This window comes from Romboutsia lituseburensis (assembly GCF_024723825.1).
Lineage (GTDB): Bacteria > Bacillota > Clostridia > Peptostreptococcales > Peptostreptococcaceae > Romboutsia_F > Romboutsia_F lituseburensis_A.
Genome location: NZ_JANQBQ010000001.1, coordinates 3,376,927 through 3,400,811 on the forward strand (window position 1 = coordinate 3,376,927; position 23,885 = coordinate 3,400,811).

The window sequence follows — 23,885 nt, forward strand, 5'->3', positions numbered from 1 at the left end:
GAGTGGTAAAATGAAAAAGCAAGATATTTTAACTCCGATAGGATTAATATTAGTATTTGGAGTTTGTTTATATGGTATTTCACAAGGAAAAACAGGTATTAAGCCATTTATTGATCCAGCTTCATTAGCAATAACAATAGGTGGATCTTTTGCTGCAGTACTTATAACATTTTCACTTGATGATATAAAGCAAGTACCAAAAGCATTAAAAATAAGTATAACATCTAATAATATATATAAGATGGATTTAGTAGATCAATTTAAAGAAATATCAAGAATAGTAAGAAAAGACGGCTTATTAGCAATAGAACAAGATGTTTCAGAAATGGAAGATCCATTTCTGAAAAAAGGTCTAGAACTAGTTATAGACGGAATAGAACCAGAAAATGTAAAGGAAATACTAGAGACTGATTTAGCATCAAAAGAGGCTATGTATGAACAAGGATCTAAGTTCTTTAAAATATGGGGCTCTTATGCCCCTGCATTTGGTATGATAGGTACTTTAATAGGGTTAATACAAATGCTTGCAGATATGGGATCACCTGATGACATAGCAAAAGGAATGTCAGTTGCCCTTATAACTACATTATATGGAGCATTGTTTGCAAATGGAATATTTAATCCAATAGGCTATAACATACAAGGTAAAGGTGAGAAAGAAATTGAAGCTTTAGAAATGATGATCGCAGGAATTGTGAGTATTCAAAATGGTGATAGTACAAGAACAATAGAAGAAAAATTAGTAACTTTCTTAAATGAAAAAGAAAGAAAAACTTATTATACAAGATATGGAAATGAGGAGAGTGCAAATGCCGCGTAGGAAGAAAAAAGGTGATGATGTAAATACTAATGGCTGGATGGACACCTATGCCGACACTATAACACTACTTCTTACATTTTTCATATTATTGTATTCTATATCTGCTGTAGATAGTGAAAAACTAAAACAGCTAAATCAAGCACTACAGTCCTCATTAAAAGGAACTACTGAAGTAAGCGAAGTTGAAAATTTAGATGAACTAGAAGTTAAAACAAAAAATCCTAATTCTGGGAATACAGAATATGAAGATTTAGCAAAAAAATTAAATGATACAATAGAAAAAAATGGATTAACTGAGGTTATAAAGTTAAGAAAAGAAGATAGAGGAATAGTCCTTCAGCTTGATGAAACAATACTTTTCGACCCAGGGAAAGCAGACTTAAAAGAAAACAATAAAGAAGTACTAGAAACAATAACTACTATAATAAATGAACATGACAATGATGTACTTATAGAAGGTCATACAGATAATGTGCCTATGAATAATAAAGAATTTGCATCTAACTGGGAATTATCAGCAGCAAGAGCTCTTAGTGCTGTAACATATTTTGTACATGAGAAACAAATTGATCCAATTAGGTTTTCTGTTAAAGGATATGGAGAGTATAAACCTTTAGTACCTAATGATACACCAGAGAATAGAGCTATAAATAGAAGAGTTGATATCTTAATGGTGGAGCAAAAAGTTAAAGACGACAAAGATACTAAAGCAAGTCAAAAATAAAGTAATCAAATAAATGTTGAAGGATATTAAAAATAGGAGACGCCATGAATAATGTATTGCAATATATAATAAATTTAATAGTATTTGTGCCTATTGTTATTGTTTTAATAGTGGCTTCAATTAAATTAAGTAAGGCGAACTTTTCTAATATAGGAAATAATAAATATACAAAAGTACTTGAAAGAACTAATTTAAGTAAAGATACTGATGTGTTTGTTTTAAAAATAGGTGATGAAGGCTGTGTTTTAGTATCATCACCTTCTAAAGTAGAGAAGATAAAAGAATTAAGCAAAGAAGATATTGAAAATATAGAGGATTTAAAGCAAGAATCTAAAGTAGATATATCAAATTTAAGGAAAGTTAGGTTAAAAAAAACTGACACAAACAACCTAAATACAGGAAATTTAAATTTAAATGAGTTTAAATTAAATAAATTAAATTTAAAGGGGAAGAGATATGGAAGACTTCGCTAAATTTATGGCAAATAATCAACAAGAATTTACTCCTTTAATAAAATTATTTATAGTTTTAACGTTTTTAATGTTTTTACCAACTGTAATCTTTATGATGACAAGTTTTGTAAGAATAATTATTACGTTTTCGTTTATAAAGTCAGCCTTGGGTGCTCAGCAATCTATTCCGAATCAAGTATTAATAGGAGTTGCTATAGCACTAACAATTTTTATAATGGCACCGACCATAAATGATATTAATAATAATGCGATAAAGCCTTATAGGGAAGAAAAAATTGGATTTGAACAGATGATAGAAAAAGCGCAGGTACCTGTTAGGAAATTTTTATTAAATCAAACTAGAGATGAAGATATAAAACTGTTTGTAGAAAATGCAAAGTTAGAAAAAGATGAGTTAACTAGAGAAAATATACCACTTTATGTATTAGCACCAGCATTTGCTATAAGTGAACTTAAGACTGCATTCCAAATAGGATTTTTAATATATCTACCATTTTTATTAATAGACCTAGTAGTGTCAAGTACCTTAATGTCCATGGGTATGTTCATGCTTCCTCCAGCTATGATTTCTCTGCCATTTAAATTATTACTATTTATAATGGTTGATGGATGGAATCTATTAATTAAATCTTTACTTTTAAGCTTTACGTAGCAAGGAGATAAAATTATGACTGAAAATATGGTAATGAGCATAGTAAAAGAAGCATTATATACAAGTTTATTAGTAGGAGGACCAATACTTATTTTATCTTTAGTAGTTGGATTACTGGTAAGTATATTTCAAGCAACAACTCAAATACAAGAACAGACATTAACATTTGTTCCAAAACTAATAGTAATAGCTATAACTTTAGTTGTAGGTGGAAATTGGATGTTACAAGAAATTGTAAAGTTTACAAATAAAATTATGACTATGATAGCTTTTATAAAGGGGTAATGTAAGTGATAGTACTTGTATTTATTAGATTAATAACATTTTTTGCTTCTATAAATGTTATATTCCCAAATGGGACTCCAAAAATGTTTAAAGTATGTTTTACTTTGTTTATGTCTTTAATAATATCATATGGTATAGATATAAACGTAAATATTGCTACAGTACCAGATTTAATTAATTGCGCAGTAATGGAAACTATAACTGGATTAGTATTAGGATATATAACGAGTATATGTTTTACTAGTTTACAAATAGCAGGTAGTTTAATAGATCAGCAATTAGGATTAGCTATGGCAAACATATACGATCCTAACACTAAAGAACAATCGACTTTAATGAAAAATATTATGTACTGGATGGGAATAATAATATTTTTTAATATGAATGGTCATCACATGTTGATTACAGGGATACAACATAGCTTTGAATTAGTTGGAATAGGAGAATCTATTCTTAGTAATAATTTTAGTTATGTAATAAATGTGTTCATACAATATTTTGTAATCGGATTTAAAATAGCAGTACCTATAATTGTATCTCTTATTATAACAGATTTGATTATGGGACTTATCTCAAGAAGTGTTCCTCAATTAAATGTAATGATTATAGGAATGCCGCTAAAGTTATTAGTAGGAATAGTATTTTTTATAATAGCATTGCCATTTATATTAACTGAGATACACAACTTATTTAATAAAATACCATCAATTTTAGATGGTACTTTACTTAGTATGAATAATGATATGCTACCGACATTAGGACCTGTAGGTATAATATTATCTGCAGGAGGGGATAAGACGGAAGAACCTACTGCTAAGAAAAAAAGAGAGGCAAGAAAACAAGGTAATGTTGCTAAAAGTAAAGAAGTAACAACTGCTATAACTCTTCTTGCAATATTACTTATAGTTTCTACGATGTCTGATTTTATAATAGCAGAATTAAAAAACTTTATTGTAAATATATTTAGCTTAGATTTAGGAACTAATATAAATTATAAAACACTAGATGATTTAGTTATGAAAATTATGACTTCGTTTATGATGATATTTTTACCCATGGGATTAATTATAATGGTGTTTGGAGTCATAGGAAATTTAATGCAAACAGGATTAATGTTTAGTGGCGATGGGCTAAAGCCTAAGTTATCAAAATTAAATCCTATAAGTGGATTTAAAAACATGTTTTCTCTGAAAGCATTAGGTGAATTAGTTAAAAGTATTGCTATTATATCAATACTTTTATATATAGGTTATTCATTTATGAATAAAAATTTCCAAGGGATTATGAAAAGTGGAGATATTTATCTTCCATACCTTATGGATACAATAATAGATTTAGTAAAAAGTTTATTATCAAGTATAGCATTAGCTGTAGTAGTTATATCAGTTTTTGACTATGCATACCAAAAATATACACACAAAAAAGAATTAAAAATGACTAAACAAGAAGTCAAAGAAGAGTTTAAACAAATGGAGGGTGACCCCCATATTAAAGGTAAAATAAAACAAAAGCAAAGACAAATGGCTACTCAAAGAATGATGCAGGCAGTACCTTCTGCAACCGTAATTGTAACCAACCCAACTCATATATCTATAGCTATTAAATATGAGCAAGGAAAAGACACAACACCAATAGTAGTTGCTAAAGGAGCAGATGTAGTTGCTTTTAAAATAAGAGAAATAGCTAAAGAACATGATATACCAATTATAGAAAATAAACCGCTAGCAAGGCTTATATACAAAGAGGTTGAAATAGATCAAGAAATACCAGAACAAATGTATCAAGCAGTAGCTGAAGTATTAGTGGCTGTTTATAAAATTAAAAATAAATACAAATAGTTATAAAAAGAGGTTATAGATGGAAAAGTTAAGTTTTAAGAAAAGATTTGATATATTCGTTGGATTTGGTATCTTAGGAATCGTATTAATGATTATAATACCACTTCCACCATTTTTACTAGATGTTATGTTAGCAATAAATATAGCATTTTCAGTATTAATATTATTACTTACTCTTTTTTCAACTAATATACTACAACTATCAATATTTCCTACTATATTGCTTGTTACAACCTTATTTAGACTAGGTCTAAATATATCATCAACAAGACTTATACTAGGACAAGGATATGCGGGTAACGTAATAGAGTCGTTTGGTAGTTTCGTTGTTGGTGGAAATTACGTAGTCGGGGTAATAATATTCTTAATTATAATAATCGTTCAGTTTGTAGTTATAACAAATGGTTCGAGTAGAGTATCCGAAGTATCAGCAAGATTTACATTAGACGCTATGCCAGGTAAACAAATGAGTATAGATGCTGATTTAAATGCTGGTATGATGGATGAGAAAACAGCAAGAAAGAAAAGAAGAGAATTACAACAAGAAGCAGATTTTTACGGAGCGATGGATGGTGCATCTAAATTCGTAAAAGGGGATGCTATAGCAGGTATAATAGTTACGACTATAAATGTACTTGGAGGGATAGTAATAGGAGTATTAATGCTAGATATGAGCTTTTCAGAGTCAGTTCAAACTTATATAAGGCTTACAATAGGAGATGGATTAGTAAGTCAGATACCAGCATTATTAATATCTACTTCTGCTGGTATATTAGTAACTAGAGCTGATAGTGATGAAAATTTTGGTAGTTTATTAGGACAACAATTAATATCTATACCAACTGCAATAACAATGACCGGTGTGGTATTAATAGTTTTAGGGCTTTTACCAGGACTTCCTAAGTTATCATTTTTCACTTTGGGAATAGCTGCAATATCAATATCATTATTATTAAAGAAAGAAGAAAAAGAAAAAGCACTTGAAGAAATAGAAAATGCACAATACCAAGAAGAAGATGTAGAGCCTGGCATAGATACTGCTGAAGATGTATCGTCACTTATAAATGTTGAACCTATAGAAGTTGAAATTGGATATGGATTAATTCCTCTTGCAGATGAGTCAAATGGTGGAGATTTACTTCAAAGAATAGTATCTGTAAGAAGACAGTGTGCAATTGATATGGGTATTTTAGTTCAACCAATAAGAATTAGAGATAATTTACAATTAAACCCTAATCAGTACAGTATAAAAATAAAAGGTAATGTGGTAGCTATATATGACCTTATGCCTACTATGTTATTATGTATGAATCCTATGGGTATGAGTATAGACATAGAAGGTATACAAACTAAAGAGCCTACTTTTGGTCTTGATGCTTTATGGATAAATAAAGATAAAGCTGAAGAAGCTGAATTATATGGACTAACAGTAGTGGATCCTACAACTATTTTAGTAACACATTTATTAGAGATAATTAAATCGAAGTCTCATGAACTTATAGGAAGACAAGAGGTAAAAGCTATAATTGATGCGACTAAAGAAAGATATAGTGCAGTAGTAGAAGAATTAATACCAGACTTAATGACTTTAGGAGAAGTTCAAAAAGTATTCCAAAATCTTTTAAGAGAAAAAATCGCTATAAAAGATAGAGTTACAATACTTGAAACATTAGCTGATCATTCAAGGAATACTAAGGACATAGAACTTCTAACTGAGTATGTAAGAATGGCCATGAGTAGAAGTATTTGCTCTGAATTAGTTGATGAAAATAATTCAATAACAGTAGCTACTCTATCTATGGAAGTAGAAAATTTAATAGGTAATAATTTACAAAGATCTGTAAATGGAACATACCCTGCAGTAGATCCAGATACAACTAACCAAATATTTACAAATATACAAAGTATGACTGAAAATATAAACTTTAACAATAATAGGCCGATATTATTAGTATCTCCAAAAATAAGGGCACCATTTAGAAAGTTAGTTGAGATGGTATTCCCGCATGTAACGATACTGTCACTTAATGAAGTACCAAGTGATATCCAAATAAAAGCTCAAGGTGTAATTAATATATAACAAGGGGGTTGAAGATATTGACGGTATATGAACAAGAAGAACTTATAATGAGCAATATGCCTCTTGTTAAGCATATTGCATCTAAATACCACACCAACAAGATAGGTATGGAGTATGAAGATTTAGTAAGCTATGGAGTAATGGGACTTATAGATGCAAGTAATAAATTTGATGAAGGTAGAGGAGTTAAATTTTCTACATACGCATCTATAAGGATTTCATCTTATATAATAGATGAAATAAGAAAACACTCACCTGTTTCTAGAACTTATATAAGTAGAATAAAAGAATATAACAAATGTGTAGAAAGTCTACAAAATAAGTTTTTTAGAGAACCTAGCTTGGATGAAGTATCAAAATTTATGGGAATATCGAAAAAAGAAGTAAATGATATAAAATCGAAATTACTAAATTTAAACAATGCATCTTTAGATAATGTAATTTTTGAAGATGAAAATGAAGTTAAACTTATAGACACAATTAGAGAAAGTGAAGATCTTTCTCCAAGTACTATAATAGAAAATGAAGAACTTCAAGAAGTTATGGCCAAAGCAATAGATACATTAAAAGAAAAAGATAGGCTAGTATTATCACTTTATTATTATGAAGAACTTACATTAAAGGAGATAGGTGCAGTGCTTGGTGTTTCTGAATCAAGGGTATCTCAATTAAATAGCAGAGCAATTGCTAATTTAAGGTTAGCAATGAAAAAGTTAAAGTACATAGATTAAAGGAGGATAGGTTATGTTAAGAGGTTTATATTCGTCTGTATCGTCGATGTTAACATTACAAGCTAGACAGGGTGTTATAACAAATAACTTGGCAAATATAGTTACACCAGGTTATAAACAAGAAACATTAGCATCAAAAAGCTTTGATGAAGTTATGTTATACAATAAAGATAAATATATAAATGGAGTTGGACATCAACAATATTTAGGAGATTTAAGTTTTGGTGTGAGAATAGATGAAACTGTAACAAGCTATCAACAAGGAACTCATAAAGAAACAGGAAATAATACTGATTTTGCGTTGGAAGGGAAAGGTTTCTTCCAAGTTATGGATGGTAATAATAATCCATTCTATACTAGAGATGGATCATTCAAGATAAACACTCAAGGTTATTTAGTTACAAATGCAGGTCACTATGTAACTGGTGTAAATAGTGCTACAGGAGCTGTAGAACCTATATATGTTGGAAATGATAAAGTTTCGGTTACGCCAGATAATAAAATTAATATAAATGGTATAAATAAGTATACTTTTAATGTAGTTGATTTTGAAAATTATGATAAACTTATAAAAAGAGGCGATAATTTATACTCTGGAGAAAATGGAACTAAAGCTAATAATTATAGAGTAAGACAAGGATATCTAGAAACATCTAATGTTGATTACATAAATGAAACAGCATTATTAATGGAAACTGTTAAGGAGTTTGAAGCTAACCAAAAAGTTATACAAACTATAGATTCAACTCTTAGTAAAATAGCGAATGAAATAGGAACAGTAAGGTAAGGGGAGAAAAAATAATGTATAATATAATGCATACTAGTAAAACAGGTATGAGTGCAAATCAAAATAAAATAGATATAATATCTAATAATATAGTAAACTCTCAAACGACAGGTTATAAAAAATTAGATATGGAATTTTTAGATTTATATACAGAAACTCTAGATAGACAATCATATCCACATAACTCTAAAGATTCTGTAATGGGAACTGGAGTAAAAACATCTCAAGCTACTAGAAATTTTATGCAAGGCGCATTAAAAAATACAGGTATAGATACTAATTTAGCTATTGATGGAGAAGGATTTTTTAAAGTTATAACACCAGATAAAACTCAGAAATATACTAGAAATGGTGAATTTGTTTTAGATGGAAATGGACGTCTGGTGGATGATTATGGTAATATATTGGAGGTTAAATATGACAATGGAATGCCTCCTCAAAGTGCAGATTTATCTAATGGTGAATTAAGTATTAATAAAGCTGGGGAAGTATATTTAGATAAACAAAAAGTAGGTAAAATAGATTTATATATGCCACAAGGAGACAATGACTTAATTCCTGTAGGAGATAGCCTATTTGTTTTAAAAGAAGGAGCAGGAGCAGATATAATTGGAGATAAAAAGCTTTTACAAGGTCATGTAGAAATGTCAAATGTAAATATGCAAAGTGAAATGACGGATTTAATAATGGCACAAAGAGCCTTTCAATTTAACAGTAGAGGAATTAAAGCTGTAGATGAAATGTGGAGTATGATAAATAATCTTCAAGGTCGATAAAATTTAGAAAGGAGATAGTGCATTAAAATAAACCTAAGGTGAGTATTTTAAGTACAAAAAACTATGAATAAAGATGTAAAGATATATGACTTTAAAAAACCTCAAAGGTACTCTAGTGATAACATGAGATTCTTATCTGTAGTATCAGAAGAGTTTTGTAAAAATATAAATTTATTTTTAGCTTATGAGTTAAAAAAGCAACAGATATATTGTAAGGTAGAAAAAGTAGAGCAAACAAACTATGATGAGTTTATGAAAATGACAGACTCTGAGTCTGTCATAGTAGAACATGCTATACAGCCTCTTGTACAAGACCTTATATACCAAATAGATAAACCAATAGCACTTACTCTTGTAGATTTAATGTTAGGTGGAGATGGTATATTTGATAATTATAAGAGAGAACTTACAGAAATAGATAAACAATTAATATTCCAAACTAGTTCACAATTTTTAACAAGAATGTATGTTGTTGAAAGTTGTACTCACAGAGAAGTTTTAAGAGTACATACAAATGCAGGTGCTAGTAAAAAGTATCCAATAAGTGAGTCTGTAATGATTGCACATATGAAGATGATGTATGGAGATAAAGAAATTGGAAAAATGAGATTCTGCAAACCATATAGTTGTATGGAACCCATACTTGAATATTTAGAAACTAAAAAACTATTTAGAAGTAAAAATCTAGAGTATGACTTTGAGTTTACAAATGCTATATACAACAATGTATGTGGAGCTAAGACTGATTTACTTGCAAGACTTGGAAAAACGAGTATAAGTGTTGAGGAACTACTTAACTTAAAAACTGGAGATGTAATAAAGCTAGATAGTAAAGTTAATGGTGATATAGAGCTAGATGTAGCAGGGGCTAGAGTATTTACATGTAAGCCTGGTCTTATAAAGAAAAAAAATGGTGTTATAGTTACAGATAGCATAAAGAAAGGAGTGTAGACAATGAGTGAAAAATTTGATAGAGTATTAGATATTGAACTTAATGTAAGTGTTGTACTTGGTAGGACTCATATGACTTTAAAAGATATATTTGATTTAGGTAAAGGTTCATTAATAGAATTAGATACATTTGAAAATCAAGAAGTTGAGATATATGTAAATGGTAGAAAAATCGGTTATGGAGAAGTAGTTATAGTAGAACAAAATTTCGGAGTAAGAATAACAAGTATATTAGGTGGAGAAGAACTAGTTAAAACTATAAGCTAAGCCTATATAGCAAAGGATGGATAGTAAATGGCGAAAGTATTAAAGAGTAAATACAATAGTACGGGAGAACGATGTGTAGATGCTTGCTTAAATTACGGAGAGCTAAGATATATAAATGAAGATGGATCACCTATTAGTGTTGAAATACCTTGTGACAAATACGACGAAGCAATAAGTGACTTTGAGGATAGAATTAAAGAGGGTTTAACACAAACGGATATTGATCCAAAGGAAGTCTTAAAAAGAGGTAGTGTAACTTATAACCAAGCCAAAACTATAGCTTATGATGGAAGATTGAGAGGTCTAAATTTTTATGATATAGATGGCAGTATAGAGTGTGATCATATATTAGGGATATCAGGAAGTATAGAATATGCACTTGCTATGTGGAATGGTGACAATAGAGAAGATGCATTAATAAAATCTATAGTTAGAGCTATAAAAGTATATGGGGAAGAATTTATAAATGGATTATCTCTGGATAATACGGTGGATGAATCTTCTTATCTAAGATTTGCTAAACGTATAAAAGAAGTAGATAATATGATAAATGTAGCGCTATATGAAGTTAGAAATTATGAAATAGATAATGAGCTTTATGTAGAAGATTTAGATTCAAAGCAAAAATTAATAAGAAATATCGATTTACCATTAGGGTTTATAGGGGCATTTATAGGATTTATAGTAGTTCAAGCTGTTACTAATTTTGGAAAATTAATAGATGATACTAATATTTATTTAATTATAAATTTAGTTACAATGATTGTTTTTGCACTAATAGTTATGAAATTTACTAAGGTTATTAGTTCAAAATATATAAAAAATAGCAATTTTTCAATAATGGAAATGTTTAATGAAGAATTAGAAAAAGTAATATATGAAAATTTACTTACAGAAAAAGAAGTAAAAATAATTTTAAAAAATATAACTAAAGGTGAAGTATCTAAATTACTTATGGATATGAAGGGTAGTGTAAATAAGAAAGTATCTAGTAATACTATAGTTACGAAAGAAACCAAATTTATAATGGATGCTAGAAGAATAATTATATTACCTAGTGAGTATGAAGTTAAGCAAATGCTGGGAAAACTTGTAAGTACATATCAAGATAAATTATCAACTGATTATAATGTTAAACATATATAAAACAAAGGTGTAAAAAGATTATAGATTATATAATCTTTTTACACCTTTATTTTTTAAAAATATACGAAGTTATTGACACTATGAGTGCATATGATTTTTTATTACAGCCCTCATCATAAAGAAAACAGGAGGAGTTGAAATTAAAGGTGAAATTATTGGTGCTAAAACTTTACTTATATCAAATACATTAACAAGTAAAATTATAATCCCCATATTTAAAATATACTCTATTATATAAACTAATGCAGATAATGAAAATTTTTTAGGACAATATTTTTTTTCTTTAAATGTAAATTTAGAATTAAGAAAATATGATGCACATATACTAAAAATACTTACCAATGTATATGCTAAAATATAATTAATTTTTAAATGTAAAAATAAATATAAATAAATTAGTTGAGAAACAAAAAAGTTGCTTATACCTATTATATTGAATTTAATATATTCAAGTATTTTATTTTTAAAAGACTTAAACTTAAAAGCCATGTCGTTATCTCCTTTGATGATTTAGAAGTTTTATTAATAGTATTGTAACAAATTCAATATATTATGAAATAAAAAAATTGTATTTATTAGTAAAATATAATATAATTTAATTACATAAATAATATTTTTTCAGCTTTGCTGAGGGAGTAGTTTGCGCGGATAGTGTGATTAGATCAACATAATGACTTTATAGTCTGGTCTAATCTTAAAAAACGAGACTCATGCATGCTTATTTTAGCATGCATAAGTCTCGTTTTTTGTTTTAAACTATTTTAGAGTATTAAAAAATGTTTATGTAATTATATTATTAATATTTAGGAGGAAAGTATGAGTTTAATAGCAATTTTATTTACAGCATTAGCTCTCTCTATGGATGCATTCGCAGTATCAGTTACGAAAGGTATGACAATTAAAAATTTAAAGAAAAAATTAGGTGTAAAAATAGCCTTAGCTTTTGGAATATTTCAAGGTGGAATGCCACTTATAGGATGGATGCTAGGTATAAGTTTTGAAAAATATATAAAATCTGTAGATCATTGGATTGCTCTTATATTACTTAGTTTTTTAGGTTATAAGATGATTAGTGAGTATATAAAGACTAGTAAAGAAGAAAAAGAAATGAAAGATAATCGAGCACAATGTGAATTTAGTGCTGATATTTCTGATGAGGAATTATCAAATAAAGAACTTATTATGTTATCTGTTGCAACAAGTATAGATGCACTAGCTGTAGGTATAAGTTTTGCTTTTTTAAGTGTAGATATAGTTTCTGCATCTTTTAGCATAGCCTTAGTTACATTTTTAATGTGCCTAATAGGTGTTTTTGTAGGTAATAAGCTAGGTGATATATTTAAAGGAAAAGCGGAATTAATCGGTGGAAGCATTCTTATTCTTATAGGTATAAATATATTTAATGAACATACTCAATTTATAACTAATATATTTAAATAAAATAAAAAAATATCTTCTTTTAAAATTAAAAGAGGATATTTTTTATCTAATTTAAAATTCAATTTTAAATTAGAGTTTAAAAAAGCTTAATGTTAAATTTAAATTAAATTTTAATGACTAAAATAAAGTTTTGATGGAAAAATTTTGATATTAATTAAGATTTGAAATGAAAAATATGAAAAAAATAAAAAAATATAATAATAAAACTTAAAAAAATGAAGTTAAAAAAATATAAAGTATACTGAAATATATCCGTATATGGATATAAGAAGATGTTATTTAAATGATAAATAATAAAAAAAAACAAATAAAATGTAATATTATGATAAATAATGTCGTATATACTTATTGAAGTATATAAATTAATTATTACTAAGTTTAGAACATAGGGAGGTACATATATGAAAAACTTAAAAATAGGTAAGAAGTTAGGTATATCATTTGTCATCTTATTGATGCTTGCTGCATTTGGTAATCTATATTCTATATCTAAATTAAAACAAGCAAGTGGATTAAATCAGGAATTATTTGATGGACCATATGTGGTAACAACAGAATCAATGGGAGTACGTAGAGATTTAGTTTCTATAGGTAGAAATCTTTCAAATATGATACTTAGAGATAATTATCAAGAATTTTATAGCTCAGTTAAAAAAGATTTTGAAAGTGTAGATCAAAGAATTAATACTATTAGAAATAGTTTCACAGGAGATAAAACATTAATTAATGATCTTGATGATACAATGAAAGAACTAAATGCTCAAGCCGATATAATATATGGATTTGTAGCAAAAGGTGACCGCGAAGGTGCTAAAAGTATGACTGAAAAAGGTGGTGTATATTGGTCAATATATGATAAATGTGTTGAAGAGTCTATAAAATTATATGATACTTCATCAAATGCTGGAGTTGAATTTAATAATAATGTACATAAGACTGTTACAAGATCAGTGTTTGTAGCTATTGTAGTGAGTATATCTACTATAATTGCAGGTATAGCTATATGTGTATATGTTACAAAGAGCTTAAAAGACCCTATTCAAGAACTAGAAATAGCGGCAAATAAAATGGTACAAGGTGATTTTAATATAGAAATCAATTATGAATCAGAAGATGAGTTAGGTGTATTATCAAGCAGTATGCGTAATGTATGTAACAAAACAAAAGAAGTTATAGATGATACAGTTCGTGTATTAGAAGAAGTTGCATCAGGGAACTTTGATGTAGAAACAGAATCAGAATATATAGGTGTATTTAAAGATATTGAAGATTCTGTAGAAAAAATAACTGTTGATTTAAGTGAAACAATGTCACAAATAAATGTAGCATCAGAAGAAGTTGGAGCTGCATCAGATCAAGTGGCAAGTGGATCACAAATGTTATCTCAAGGAGCAACAGAACAAGCAAGCTCAATACAAGAATTATCAGCAACTATAATGGAAATATCAGAAAAAATTAAAGATACAGCAGGTAATGCTCAACAAGCTAATGTTTTAACATTAAGTGCAGGTAAAGATGTAGAAGATGGAAATGAGCAAATGAAGCAAATGGTAAAAGCTATGGAAGAAATATCATTTACATCAAATGAAATAGGACGAATAATAAAAACAATAGATGATATAGCGTTCCAAACAAATATATTAGCATTAAATGCAGCTGTAGAAGCAGCAAGAGCAGGTAATGCTGGTAAAGGATTTGCAGTAGTAGCAGATGAAGTAAGAAACTTAGCAGCTAAATCAGCAGAGGCCGCAAAAAATACATCTACTCTTATAGAAAATTCTATAAAGGCAGTAGATAATGGAACTACTATTGTAGATAATACAGCTCAGTCTTTACAAAAAATAATACATACAACAAGTCAAACAATTAAAATAGTTGATGATATAGCTAAAGCGTCGGAAGAACAAGCCAGTGCTATAGCTCAAGTAACATTAGGTGTAGAACAAATATCGGCAGTAGTACAAACAAACTCAGCAACATCAGAGGAAAGTGCAGCAGCAAGTGAAGAACTAAGTGGACAAGCTCAAATGTTAAAATCACTTATAGAAAACTTTAAATTAAAAGATGATAGAAATGGTTATAAATCTATAACTTTTGATTCTGATTTAAATGACTATTTGGCTAAAAATTAAATATAAAAAGGAAATATCATACTAAAAAATAGGATGACATTCTTTTTACATAAAAAATAAATCCCAAGCTCGAAAGAGCTTGGGAGTTTGCATAATAATTGCATAAAAAAACAAATATATTGTACAAATCGATTATACTTATCACTGTGATAAGTATCAACTTAAATAATGTATTGATTTAATTAAAATTTATATATTAAAAGTCAAAAAGTATAAAATATAAGATAATTTAACAATATGTGAAAATATATTACATAATATATAAAGTAATTACATGTTTATCCGTATAAAAAAAGTAATAAAATAATTATTAAACAACTAAATTATATAAAGTTAGAGTTCTAAATAACTTAAAAAACTGGAAAATATTTTAGGGTAAAACTGGTTTTAATATTTTTATTATAAAGTTTAATTGAAAATAAAAGTAATTCTAATAAATCTATAAACTTTAGCAATAATGAAGAGTATTATGATGCTACAAGTGAGTTGAATAAAATAATAAAAGTCATTGTAATGTATAGATTTAAAAAATGGAAGCTTTTATGCTTCCATTTTTAGAAATTAAACATAAATTAAAATATATTGTTATAAATCGTAAAGGAGATGAAACATGAGTGGAATGGACCCAATGGTTGAGTTTTATGTGCATGAAAATATGCAATTATTAGAACAACTAGAAGAAATTTTGCTTGGTGGTCAATCAGATGATGGTGGATTAGAAAGTGAACAGATAGAAGAGATTTTCCGTGTAATGCATACCATAAAAGGTGCATCAGCTATGATGGGGTACGATAGTTTAATGCATATTACTCATAGTATAGAAGATGTCTTCGATGAAATTCGTAAAGGTTTAGAACTTTCTTATGATAAATGGGAAGAAGTTATAGATGTTACTTTAGCAATTGTAGATTTCTTGAAAGAAGAAATAAATAATGTTCAAGACGGTTTATTCCCGGAAGCTAGTATAGACGAACTCCATGAAAGAGTTATACAGATACTGAAGGAAGAAGAGCCTGAAGAACAGATTTTAGAAATAAATTTCCCAGGAGAAACTAAAGAAGAGAATAGTATCCAAATAGAGAAAGTAGATGGACAAATCCAGTACCATGCAAAAGTTTTATTTGAAAGTGGATGTGGTATGGAATCAATTAGAGCTCTTGGACTAGTGGTATCTATAGAAGGATTATGTTCAAAATTAAGTACTATACCAGAAGATTTAAATACTGATTGTGATCAAGATATAGTGGACAATGGTTTTGAGCTATACATAAGTACAGAAAAAGAAAGATCAGAAATAGAAAAATGCATTGAAGAAACTATGTTCTTACAAAGCTATGATCTAGTAGAAATTAAAGACGAAGCACAACAAGAAATTATTATTCAACCAGACGAAAAAGTTGAAGAATTAGTTATGGAAGGTGCGATGGCAGAAGTTGCAATTACTAGAGAAGATGCACATGAACAGATTGTAGAGCCAGTGAAAGAAGTAAAAGAGAATAAAGAAGTTGTAAATAATGAAATAGATAAAATAAATGAGGCTTTAAATAAAGAAAAAGTAAATGAGATAGCAGAAGAAACTAAATCTAAAGAGTCTGCTAAAAAAGAAGTTAAATCTAAATCTCAAAATAATCAAGTGCACTCTAATAAAAACAGCTATTTAACTGTTAATATAAGTAAAGTTGATATGTTAATGAATTTAGTTGGAGAGATAGTTACAACAGAATCTATGGTAGAAAAACAATCTCAATTAGAAAACTTTGATAGAGATATGTTTGAAAAACAAGCTAGAAGATTACATCAATTAACAACAGAGCTACAAGATGTTGTAATGTCTATACGTATGGTACCGATTTCTTCAACATTTACTAAAATGCAAAGAGTTGTAAGAGATATGTGTAAAAAAACAGGTAAACATGTTGATTTAGTATTAGTTGGAGAACAGACAGAAGTAGATAAAACTATATTAGAAAATATATCAGATCCACTAATGCATATGATAAGAAACAGTATGGACCATGGTATAGAAATGCCAGATGAACGTATAGCAAAATCTAAGCCAGAAAAAGGAACAATTACATTAGAAGCTAAAAATACAGGTGGAGATGTAGTAATAGTCATAAAAGATGATGGTAAAGGTTTAAATAAAGAAGCTTTAGTTAAAAAAGCTATCGAAAAAGGAATAACAAATAAAAGTATAGATGAAATAAGTGATAAAGAAGCATATAACTTTATATTAGCTCCAGGTTTCTCAACAAAAGAGGCAGTAACAGAATTTTCTGGACGTGGGGTAGGTATGGACGTTGTTCATACAAATATACGTAAGTTAAGAGGATCTATAAATATAGATAGTGAAGAAGGCAAAGGTACTATGATAATAATACGTATACCTTTAACACTTGCTATAGTGGATGGTATGAAAGTTCAAATAGGTGATGAAATATACATAATACCATCACTTAATATAAAAGAAGTATTTAGACAAGGATCATATGAGATAGTTCAAAATCCAAATGGAGAAGAACATAGTATCATAAGAGGTAATTGTTATGAAATTAGAAGGTTATCAAATATATTAGGCATAGAAACTGAAAAATCTGACGAAGGTATTATGATTTTAGTTGAGTCTGAAATGGGCAATGTGTGTATAATAGTAGACCGTATAATAGGTCAGCAACATGTTGTAATAAAACCGATACCTACGCTGTTAACACAATTTGAAAATGTTCAATCTCATATGTCAGGTTGTTCGATACTAGAAGATGGTTCTATTAGTTTAATATTTGATGTAAATGCCATTATAAGTAGATAAACTATTAAAAATAAAACTAGAAAGAAAGAGGATGAATATGGATACTATAAGTGTATTTTGTGAACTTAGTAATATAGGATCGGGGAACGCATCGACTTCGTTAGCAAAGATGGTAAATGAGGTAATTGATATAGGGGTTCCAAAAAATGATGTGAATAAACTTTCAGATATTATTGCAAGTTATGGAGATTCAAATGAACCTGTTTTAGCAACAGTTTTACAGCTTTCAGAAGATATGGAAGGTCTTGTAATGATTGTTATGAAGGTTGATAATGCATACAAATTATTATCAAAGCTTTTAAGAAGAAATATAAAAAGAGAAGTAAATAATCTTTCAACTATAAATGAAGAATTAAGTTCTGTTAGAGACGTATGCAATACATTATGTGGAGCATACTTAACTGCAATATCAGAAATGACTAACTTAAATATAGTTACTTCACCACCATATTTTAGTGTAGATAATATAACAAATGCAATGAATTTACCAGCATCTTTATATGGTCCTGGTACAGATTCAATGTCATGTATAGAAACGGAATTCTTTACATTAGATAAAGAAGTTGAAGGGAAGTTTTACTTTATACCTAAAATTGATTCATGTCAAAAGCTATTAGCAGCATTAGGACTTGCTTAATAGGTGCATTGACAAGATAAGTTGGAGGGGAATATTATGAGTGAAATTACTGGAGTTTTAGAAGTTGATAATAATGAAGATAACAAAGTTGATGATTTGTATATGGTATTTATAATAGATGGTAAAAAATATGCATTATCATCTAAGTATGTTATAGAGATTATTGAAATGTTACCTATAACTAAGGTTCCATTTATACCTAATTATATAAAAGGAATAATAAATTTAAGAAGTACTATTATACCTGTAATGGATACTAGAATGAGATTTAAGATGGATGAAATTGAATACAATGAAAGAACTTGTATAGTTATTATAGAAAATAATGACAATAAAATAGGGCTTATTGTAGATGCAGTAAATGAAGTTATAAATATTTCAGATGATCAAATTATGAAAACTACATCTAACAGAAAAGAATACGATCAAAACTTTATAAAAGGTGTAAGTGAAATAAACAAAGAAGTTCAGTTTATACTTGATTGTGAGGAGTTAGTATCTATTGTAGATGGAATAAATAAAGAAATTATTATGTAAATTTTGAATTAATAATATATATTTAGAAATGGAGAACGTAAAATGAAAAAAGTGTTAATAGTTGATGATGCAGCATTTATGCGTATGTCAATAAAAAATATGCTTTCAAAATATGATTTTGAAGTAGTTGGAGAAGCTGAAAATGGAATTGCGGCTATAGAAAAATATAAAGAGCTAGGGCCTGATATAGTAACAATGGATATAACTATGCCAGAAATGGATGGATTAGAAGCATTAAGAGAAATCAAAAAAGTAGACCCTGCTGCAGCTGTTGTAATGGTATCTGCATTAGGCCAAGAAGCAAGAATGAAAGAAGCTATTATCTATGGAGCAAAAGGATTTATTGTAAAGCCATTTAAAGAAGAAATGTTAATATCGGCATTATCTAAGTTATAAAATACTAATGTTTTTTAGTTTGAAATTTTAATATTTAGCTGTGGAATTAAATTATATTTAATTTCACAGCTTTTTATTTTGCATAATCAATATAGAAAAAATATTATTTTTAGATATTGATTATGCAAAATAAAATACAATAATATCACAATTATTTAAATATAATAATTTTAAATGATTTTTCTAGTATAGAAAATATGCTTGTATATAACAAAAAAATTAAATACAAAAGATAAAAAAGCTAAAGATAAATTGAATATTTCCGTATATAAAATACATGATACATTTTGTTAAAATATGTAAAAAAACGATTACCTAGGAATTGGTGTTAAAGCGCACAGTTATTTTAAAAATACGTAAAAAATATTACAGATTTTATATGGAATAGTTAGCTAATATGCTATTTAGTAAAAATAATCAAAGTACGGGGAGGCATTATATGAAAAATTGTAAAATAGGTAAAAAGTTAGGAATATGTTTTGTTATTTTACTAATGATTACAGCTTTTGCAAATGGAAAAGCACTATATGATTTAAAAAAAGCAGGTAAAATGAGTCATGACTTATTTAGAGGTCCATATGTATCAACAACAGAGACTATAGGGATTCGTATGGATTTAGTAGCAGTAGGAAGGTATCTTGGTAATGCAATAATGGAAAAAAACCTTGCTGAATACAAGGCTATGACTATGAAAGAATTTGATAGAATATCAGGTAGATTAAATAACATAAGAACATCTTTTAACGGGGATGCGACAATGATTGATAGTCTTGGAAATTCAGTTAATAACTTAAGACAAGAATGTGAAAATGTATTTAATGTCATAGCACAAGGTAATTATGAATATGCAATACAAATTACTGAAAGAAACACTCCATATTTTAATGCATATAATAAGTGTGTAGAAGATGCAAATCATCTTTATGAAGATTCTCAAAAATATGGTGAACAATTTGATGCAGGAGTAGCTTCAACGGTATCAAAATCATGGGTTATATGTTTAACTCTTAATATACTTAGTATATTATCAGGTATTTTTATATGTATATATATTACAAAGAGATTGAAAGATCCAATAGAAGAAATTGAAATTGCAGCTAATAAAATGTCTGAAGGTGATTTTGATATTAACATTACTTATGAATCAGAAGATGAATTAGGTAATTTATCTAATAGTATGGGGGATATGAGTGGAAAAATTAATGCTATTATTAAGGATACTGTTAGAGTTTTAGATGAAGTTTCAAAAGGGAACTTTAATGTAGAAACTGAGGCTGAGTATATTGGTGTATTTAAATATATAGAAGAATCTATACAAAAGATAACAAATGATTTAAGTGAAACAATGTCGCAAATAAATGTAGCATCAGAAGAAGTAGGAGCTGCATCAGACCAAGTTGCAAGTGGATCACAAATGTTATCACAAGGAGCAACAGAACAAGCAAGTTCAATACAAGAATTATCAGCAACTATTATCTCAATATCAGATAAAATTAAAAATACTGCAAAAAATGCAGCAGAGGCAAATAGTTTAACATTAAGTGCAGGGCGCGAAGTAAAAGAAGGAAATACTCAAATGAAACAAATGGTAAATGCTATGGAAGAAATATCATTTACATCAAATGAAATAGGAAGAATAATAAAGACAATAGATGATATAGCGTTCCAAACAAATATACTAGCATTAAATGCAGCAGTAGAAGCAGCAAGAGCAGGAAGTGCAGGTAAAGGGTTTGCAGTAGTAGCAGATGAAGTAAGAAACTTAGCAGCAAAATCAGCAGAAGCAGCTAAAAACACTGCAACGCTTATAGAAAATTCAATAAAAGCAGTAGATAATGGAACTGAGATTGTAAATCATACAGCACAGTCTTTACAAAAAATAATAGAAACAACTAATAAAACAACAGATGTAGTTAATGAGATAGCTAGAGAATCAGAAGAACAAGCAAATGCAATAGCTGAGGTAACATTAGGAGTAGAACAAATATCAGCAGTAGTACAAACAAACTCAGCAACATCAGAAGAAAGTGCAGCAGCAAGTGAAGAATTAAGCGGACAAGCTCAAATGCTTAAGTCACTTATAGATAAGTTTGAAATAAAGGGGAATTATGATATTAAAAAATCTATAAGTTTTGAAGACAAAGAAATGAGTAGTTTTTTTAATTAAAAAGCCAAAATAGCTCATAAAAATGGAAGCTACAAGCTTCCATTTTTAAACATAAATTTTAATTAGATTTATTAATATAAAAAATGTAATTAAATTGATAGGAGGGAGCGTTATAACCTAAATAAACTAAAACTGTTTATAAAATAAAGGAATAAATTTAAGGGGAGAGTTTATATGAAAAATTTAAAAATAGGAAAAAAACTAAGTATATCTTTTGCTATTTTAATAATAATGGCAGCTTGTGCAAGTGTTTATGCAACTTTTAATTTAACTGATGTAAAAAAAGCAAATAAAAATTTATTTGAAGGACCTTTTTTATCTACAACTGAAGCCATGGGAGTTCGTAGGGATTTAGTATCTATAGTAAGACATGTAAATGATGGATTTCTTTCACAAGACCATGCAAAAGCAAGAACAGTAATAATTCAAGAGTTTGATAGCATAAACAAGAGAATGGAAGTACTTTATAAAGCTTTACCACCTGAAGATCAAAATATGATAGATGAACTTGCAAGTACAATGGATCAATTAAGAAAAGAATATGATAAAATGTATGCAATAACACAAAGCGCAGGATTTACAGGTAAAGAATCTGAAGTTGATGCAAAAACTTTTGTAGGATTAATAAATAAATGTACCCAAGAAGCAATAGATCTTAATGAACATGCAGAAAAAACTGCAAATGAGTATTATAATAAAGTACAAAAGACTATAGTAACGGTTATAATTACATTCTCAATTATAAGTGTAATGAGTATACTAATAGGAATATTCGTATCTATTTACATGACTAGAAGCTTAAAAAATCCAATTGAGGAATTAGAAATAGCCGCAGATAAAATGTCTGATGGAGATTTTGATATAGACATAGAATATGAATCAAAAGATGAGCTAGGATCACTATCAGATAGTATGAGAAAAATGAGCAACAAAACAAAAGAAATTATAGATGATACTGTACGTGTATTAGAAGAATTTGCAGTAGGTAATCTTAATGTTAAACCTAATGTTGAATATATTGGAGTATTTGAAAGAATAGAGAACTCAATAATTAGAATAAGCAAGGACATGAGTGAAACTATGGCACAAATAAATGTAGCAGCAGAAGAGGTAGGGGCTGCATCAGATCAAGTTGCAAGTGGATCACAAATGTTATCTCAAGGGGCAACAGAGCAAGCAAGTTCAATACAAGAATTATCAGCAACTATTATGGATATATCTGAAAAAATCAAAAATACTGCAAATAATGCAGGAGAAGCTAATAGATTAACATTAATGGCAGGACGTGAAGTAGAAGACGGGAATGCTCAAATGAAACAAATGGTAAATGCAATGGAAGAAATATCATTTACATCAAATGAAATAGGAAGAATAATAAAAACAATAGATGATATAGCATTCCAAACAAATATATTAGCACTTAATGCAGCAGTAGAAGCAGCAAGAGCAGGAAATGCAGGTAAAGGATTTGCAGTAGTAGCAGATGAAGTAAGAAATTTAGCCGCAAAATCGGCAGAAGCAGCGAAAAATACTGCAACACTTATAGAAAACTCTATAAAGGCAGTAGATAATGGAACTGAAATTGTTAATTATACAGCACAGTCTCTGCAAAAAATAATAGAAACAACGAATCAAACAAAAACACTAGTTGATGAAATAGCAGGTGAATCTGAAGCACAAGCAACAGCAATAGCTGAGGTAACATTAGGTGTAGAACAAATATCAGCAGTCGTGCAAACAAATTCAGCAACATCAGAAGAAAGTGCAGCAGCAAGTGAAGAATTAAGTGGACAAGCACAAATGTTAAAATCACTTATTGAAAAATTTAAATTAAATTCTGAGTATAAAGATTGTAGAAGTCTTGAATTTACAGATAAAAGTTATTTTTCAACAAATGAATAAGATTCAAATAATAAAAAAGTAGGAGCTTTAAGGCTTCTACTTTTTTTGTATTAGATAATAGCAAGATTTTCTAAGCAAAATATATTTTATAAATTAGAGTCTATAATAAAAATTAACAAAAAATAAATAAATAAAATCTAAAGTGAAAAAAAAATAATCCGTATATAATAGGCAAATAACAAATATTTTTATGGGATTTAAAATTTGGAGAATAATTTAGTAATATATTATGTAAAAATGACAGTATTATAAAAATACAAATAATTCAAAAAAATATTATTATATCGAACTTTATATCATAATATTGAAAATTTAATTAATTTTAATTTTAGTGA

General features: G+C 28.3%; 22 protein-coding genes. 21 read left to right on the plus strand and 1 reads right to left on the minus strand.

Annotated features, from left to right (window positions below; genetic code table 11):
• The first annotated feature begins 10 nt into the window (after positions 1-10).
• The 13 genes from NWE74_RS16270 (at position 11) to NWE74_RS16330 (ending at position 11,530) form a co-directional block, all read left to right on the plus strand.
• Complete coding sequence (locus tag NWE74_RS16270) at positions 11-820, plus strand: motility protein A (RefSeq protein ID WP_258244020.1); 810 nt, start codon at positions 11-13, stop codon at positions 818-820.
• Positions 810-1,544 (plus strand): OmpA/MotB family protein, encoded by a 735-nt coding sequence (locus tag NWE74_RS16275; RefSeq protein WP_258244021.1) that lies wholly within the window; start codon positions 810-812, stop codon positions 1,542-1,544. Before NWE74_RS16270 ends, NWE74_RS16275 begins: the two co-directional genes overlap by 11 nt.
• A gap of 44 nt (positions 1,545-1,588) precedes the next feature.
• Positions 1,589-2,017 (plus strand): flagellar biosynthetic protein FliO, encoded by a 429-nt coding sequence (locus NWE74_RS16280; protein WP_258244022.1) that lies wholly within the window; start codon positions 1,589-1,591, stop codon positions 2,015-2,017.
• The gene (fliP, locus tag NWE74_RS16285) at positions 2,001-2,669 is read left to right on the plus strand and encodes a flagellar type III secretion system pore protein FliP (RefSeq protein ID WP_258244023.1); all 669 of its coding nucleotides are present in this window, start codon (positions 2,001-2,003) and stop codon (positions 2,667-2,669) included. The genes NWE74_RS16280 and fliP overlap by 17 nt, the downstream gene beginning before the upstream one ends.
• Positions 2,670-2,684: 15 nt before the next feature.
• Positions 2,685-2,954: a flagellar biosynthesis protein FliQ gene (gene fliQ, locus NWE74_RS16290; RefSeq protein WP_092725669.1), complete on the plus strand. Its 270-nt coding sequence runs from the start codon at positions 2,685-2,687 to the stop codon at positions 2,952-2,954.
• Positions 2,955-2,959: 5 nt separating this feature from the next.
• Positions 2,960-4,792, plus strand: a complete 1,833-nt coding sequence (locus NWE74_RS16295) for a fused FliR family export protein/FlhB family type III secretion system protein (protein WP_258244024.1) — start codon at positions 2,960-2,962, stop codon at positions 4,790-4,792.
• A 19-nt stretch (positions 4,793-4,811) separates the two neighbouring features.
• Entirely contained in the window at positions 4,812-6,872 is a 2,061-nt protein-coding gene (flhA, locus tag NWE74_RS16300; protein WP_258244025.1) for a flagellar biosynthesis protein FlhA, read from the plus strand.
• A 17-nt stretch (positions 6,873-6,889) separates the two neighbouring features.
• Complete coding sequence (locus tag NWE74_RS16305) at positions 6,890-7,603, plus strand: sigma-70 family RNA polymerase sigma factor (protein WP_258244026.1); 714 nt, start codon at positions 6,890-6,892, stop codon at positions 7,601-7,603.
• A gap of 13 nt (positions 7,604-7,616) precedes the next feature.
• Positions 7,617-8,390, plus strand: a complete 774-nt coding sequence (locus NWE74_RS16310; protein ID WP_258244027.1) for a flagellar hook-basal body complex protein — start codon at positions 7,617-7,619, stop codon at positions 8,388-8,390.
• A 14-nt stretch (positions 8,391-8,404) separates the two neighbouring features.
• A complete protein-coding gene (locus NWE74_RS16315; RefSeq protein ID WP_258244028.1) occupies positions 8,405-9,166 on the plus strand; it encodes a flagellar hook-basal body complex protein in 762 nt (253 codons plus the stop codon).
• Between the two features lie 63 nt (positions 9,167-9,229).
• Positions 9,230-10,117, plus strand: a complete 888-nt coding sequence (locus tag NWE74_RS16320; RefSeq protein WP_258244029.1) for a flagellar motor switch protein FliM — start codon at positions 9,230-9,232, stop codon at positions 10,115-10,117.
• Between the two features lie 3 nt (positions 10,118-10,120).
• The gene (gene fliN / locus NWE74_RS16325) at positions 10,121-10,384 is read left to right on the plus strand and encodes a flagellar motor switch protein FliN (RefSeq protein ID WP_258244030.1); all 264 of its coding nucleotides are present in this window, start codon (positions 10,121-10,123) and stop codon (positions 10,382-10,384) included.
• A gap of 27 nt (positions 10,385-10,411) precedes the next feature.
• A complete protein-coding gene (locus NWE74_RS16330; RefSeq protein WP_258244031.1) occupies positions 10,412-11,530 on the plus strand; it encodes a hypothetical protein in 1,119 nt (372 codons plus the stop codon).
• Positions 11,531-11,608: 78 nt separating this feature from the next.
• Here NWE74_RS16330 and NWE74_RS16335 read toward each other — a convergent pair whose 3' ends face one another.
• Positions 11,609-12,019 carry a GtrA family protein gene (locus NWE74_RS16335; RefSeq protein ID WP_258244032.1) on the minus strand — a complete coding sequence of 137 codons (411 nt, stop codon included), beginning with the start codon at positions 12,017-12,019 and terminating at the stop codon, positions 11,609-11,611.
• 327 nt (positions 12,020-12,346) lie between these two features.
• On the opposite strand from NWE74_RS16335, the gene NWE74_RS16340 reads away from it, so the two are divergent.
• From NWE74_RS16340 to NWE74_RS16375, 8 genes are all read left to right on the plus strand, one after another.
• Positions 12,347-12,970 carry a manganese efflux pump MntP family protein gene (locus NWE74_RS16340; RefSeq protein WP_258244033.1) on the plus strand — a complete coding sequence of 208 codons (624 nt, stop codon included), beginning with the start codon at positions 12,347-12,349 and terminating at the stop codon, positions 12,968-12,970.
• A 401-nt stretch (positions 12,971-13,371) separates the two neighbouring features.
• Positions 13,372-15,102 (plus strand): methyl-accepting chemotaxis protein, encoded by a 1,731-nt coding sequence (locus NWE74_RS16345; RefSeq protein WP_258244034.1) that lies wholly within the window; start codon positions 13,372-13,374, stop codon positions 15,100-15,102.
• Positions 15,103-15,712: 610 nt separating this feature from the next.
• The gene (locus tag NWE74_RS16350) at positions 15,713-17,911 is read left to right on the plus strand and encodes a chemotaxis protein CheA (RefSeq protein WP_258244035.1); all 2,199 of its coding nucleotides are present in this window, start codon (positions 15,713-15,715) and stop codon (positions 17,909-17,911) included.
• 37 nt (positions 17,912-17,948) lie between these two features.
• Positions 17,949-18,548, plus strand: coding sequence for a chemotaxis protein CheC (locus tag NWE74_RS16355; protein ID WP_258244036.1), 600 nt, complete (start codon positions 17,949-17,951; stop codon positions 18,546-18,548).
• A gap of 36 nt (positions 18,549-18,584) precedes the next feature.
• Entirely contained in the window at positions 18,585-19,085 is a 501-nt protein-coding gene (locus NWE74_RS16360) for a chemotaxis protein CheW (protein WP_258244037.1), read from the plus strand.
• A 42-nt stretch (positions 19,086-19,127) separates the two neighbouring features.
• On the plus strand, positions 19,128-19,481 hold the full coding sequence (locus NWE74_RS16365; protein ID WP_258244038.1) for a response regulator: 354 nt from the start codon (positions 19,128-19,130) through the stop codon (positions 19,479-19,481).
• Positions 19,482-19,920: 439 nt separating this feature from the next.
• Complete coding sequence (locus NWE74_RS16370; protein WP_258244039.1) at positions 19,921-21,648, plus strand: methyl-accepting chemotaxis protein; 1,728 nt, start codon at positions 19,921-19,923, stop codon at positions 21,646-21,648.
• Positions 21,649-21,822: 174 nt separating this feature from the next.
• Positions 21,823-23,550 carry a methyl-accepting chemotaxis protein gene (locus tag NWE74_RS16375; RefSeq protein ID WP_258244040.1) on the plus strand — a complete coding sequence of 576 codons (1,728 nt, stop codon included), beginning with the start codon at positions 21,823-21,825 and terminating at the stop codon, positions 23,548-23,550.
• Positions 23,551-23,885: the final 335 nt, after the last annotated feature.

Coding starts and splice junctions, on each gene's coding strand:
- NWE74_RS16315 (WP_258244028.1), top strand. CDS start 8,405: ATGTATAATATAATGCATACTAGTAAAACAGGTATGAGTGCAAATCAA.
- flhA (WP_258244025.1), top strand. CDS start 4,812: ATGGAAAAGTTAAGTTTTAAGAAAAGATTTGATATATTCGTTGGATTT.
- NWE74_RS16280 (WP_258244022.1), top strand. CDS start 1,589: ATGAATAATGTATTGCAATATATAATAAATTTAATAGTATTTGTGCCT.
- NWE74_RS16350 (WP_258244035.1), top strand. CDS start 15,713: ATGAGTGGAATGGACCCAATGGTTGAGTTTTATGTGCATGAAAATATG.
- NWE74_RS16330 (WP_258244031.1), top strand. CDS start 10,412: ATGGCGAAAGTATTAAAGAGTAAATACAATAGTACGGGAGAACGATGT.
- fliQ (WP_092725669.1), top strand. CDS start 2,685: ATGACTGAAAATATGGTAATGAGCATAGTAAAAGAAGCATTATATACA.
- fliP (WP_258244023.1), top strand. CDS start 2,001: ATGGAAGACTTCGCTAAATTTATGGCAAATAATCAACAAGAATTTACT.
- NWE74_RS16335 (WP_258244032.1), bottom strand. CDS start 12,019: ATGGCTTTTAAGTTTAAGTCTTTTAAAAATAAAATACTTGAATATATT.
- NWE74_RS16310 (WP_258244027.1), top strand. CDS start 7,617: ATGTTAAGAGGTTTATATTCGTCTGTATCGTCGATGTTAACATTACAA.
- NWE74_RS16275 (WP_258244021.1), top strand. CDS start 810: ATGCCGCGTAGGAAGAAAAAAGGTGATGATGTAAATACTAATGGCTGG.
- NWE74_RS16370 (WP_258244039.1), top strand. CDS start 19,921: ATGAAAAATTGTAAAATAGGTAAAAAGTTAGGAATATGTTTTGTTATT.
- NWE74_RS16360 (WP_258244037.1), top strand. CDS start 18,585: ATGAGTGAAATTACTGGAGTTTTAGAAGTTGATAATAATGAAGATAAC.
- NWE74_RS16345 (WP_258244034.1), top strand. CDS start 13,372: ATGAAAAACTTAAAAATAGGTAAGAAGTTAGGTATATCATTTGTCATC.
- NWE74_RS16355 (WP_258244036.1), top strand. CDS start 17,949: ATGGATACTATAAGTGTATTTTGTGAACTTAGTAATATAGGATCGGGG.
- NWE74_RS16320 (WP_258244029.1), top strand. CDS start 9,230: ATGAATAAAGATGTAAAGATATATGACTTTAAAAAACCTCAAAGGTAC.
- NWE74_RS16375 (WP_258244040.1), top strand. CDS start 21,823: ATGAAAAATTTAAAAATAGGAAAAAAACTAAGTATATCTTTTGCTATT.
- fliN (WP_258244030.1), top strand. CDS start 10,121: ATGAGTGAAAAATTTGATAGAGTATTAGATATTGAACTTAATGTAAGT.
- NWE74_RS16365 (WP_258244038.1), top strand. CDS start 19,128: ATGAAAAAAGTGTTAATAGTTGATGATGCAGCATTTATGCGTATGTCA.
- NWE74_RS16340 (WP_258244033.1), top strand. CDS start 12,347: ATGAGTTTAATAGCAATTTTATTTACAGCATTAGCTCTCTCTATGGAT.
- NWE74_RS16270 (WP_258244020.1), top strand. CDS start 11: ATGAAAAAGCAAGATATTTTAACTCCGATAGGATTAATATTAGTATTT.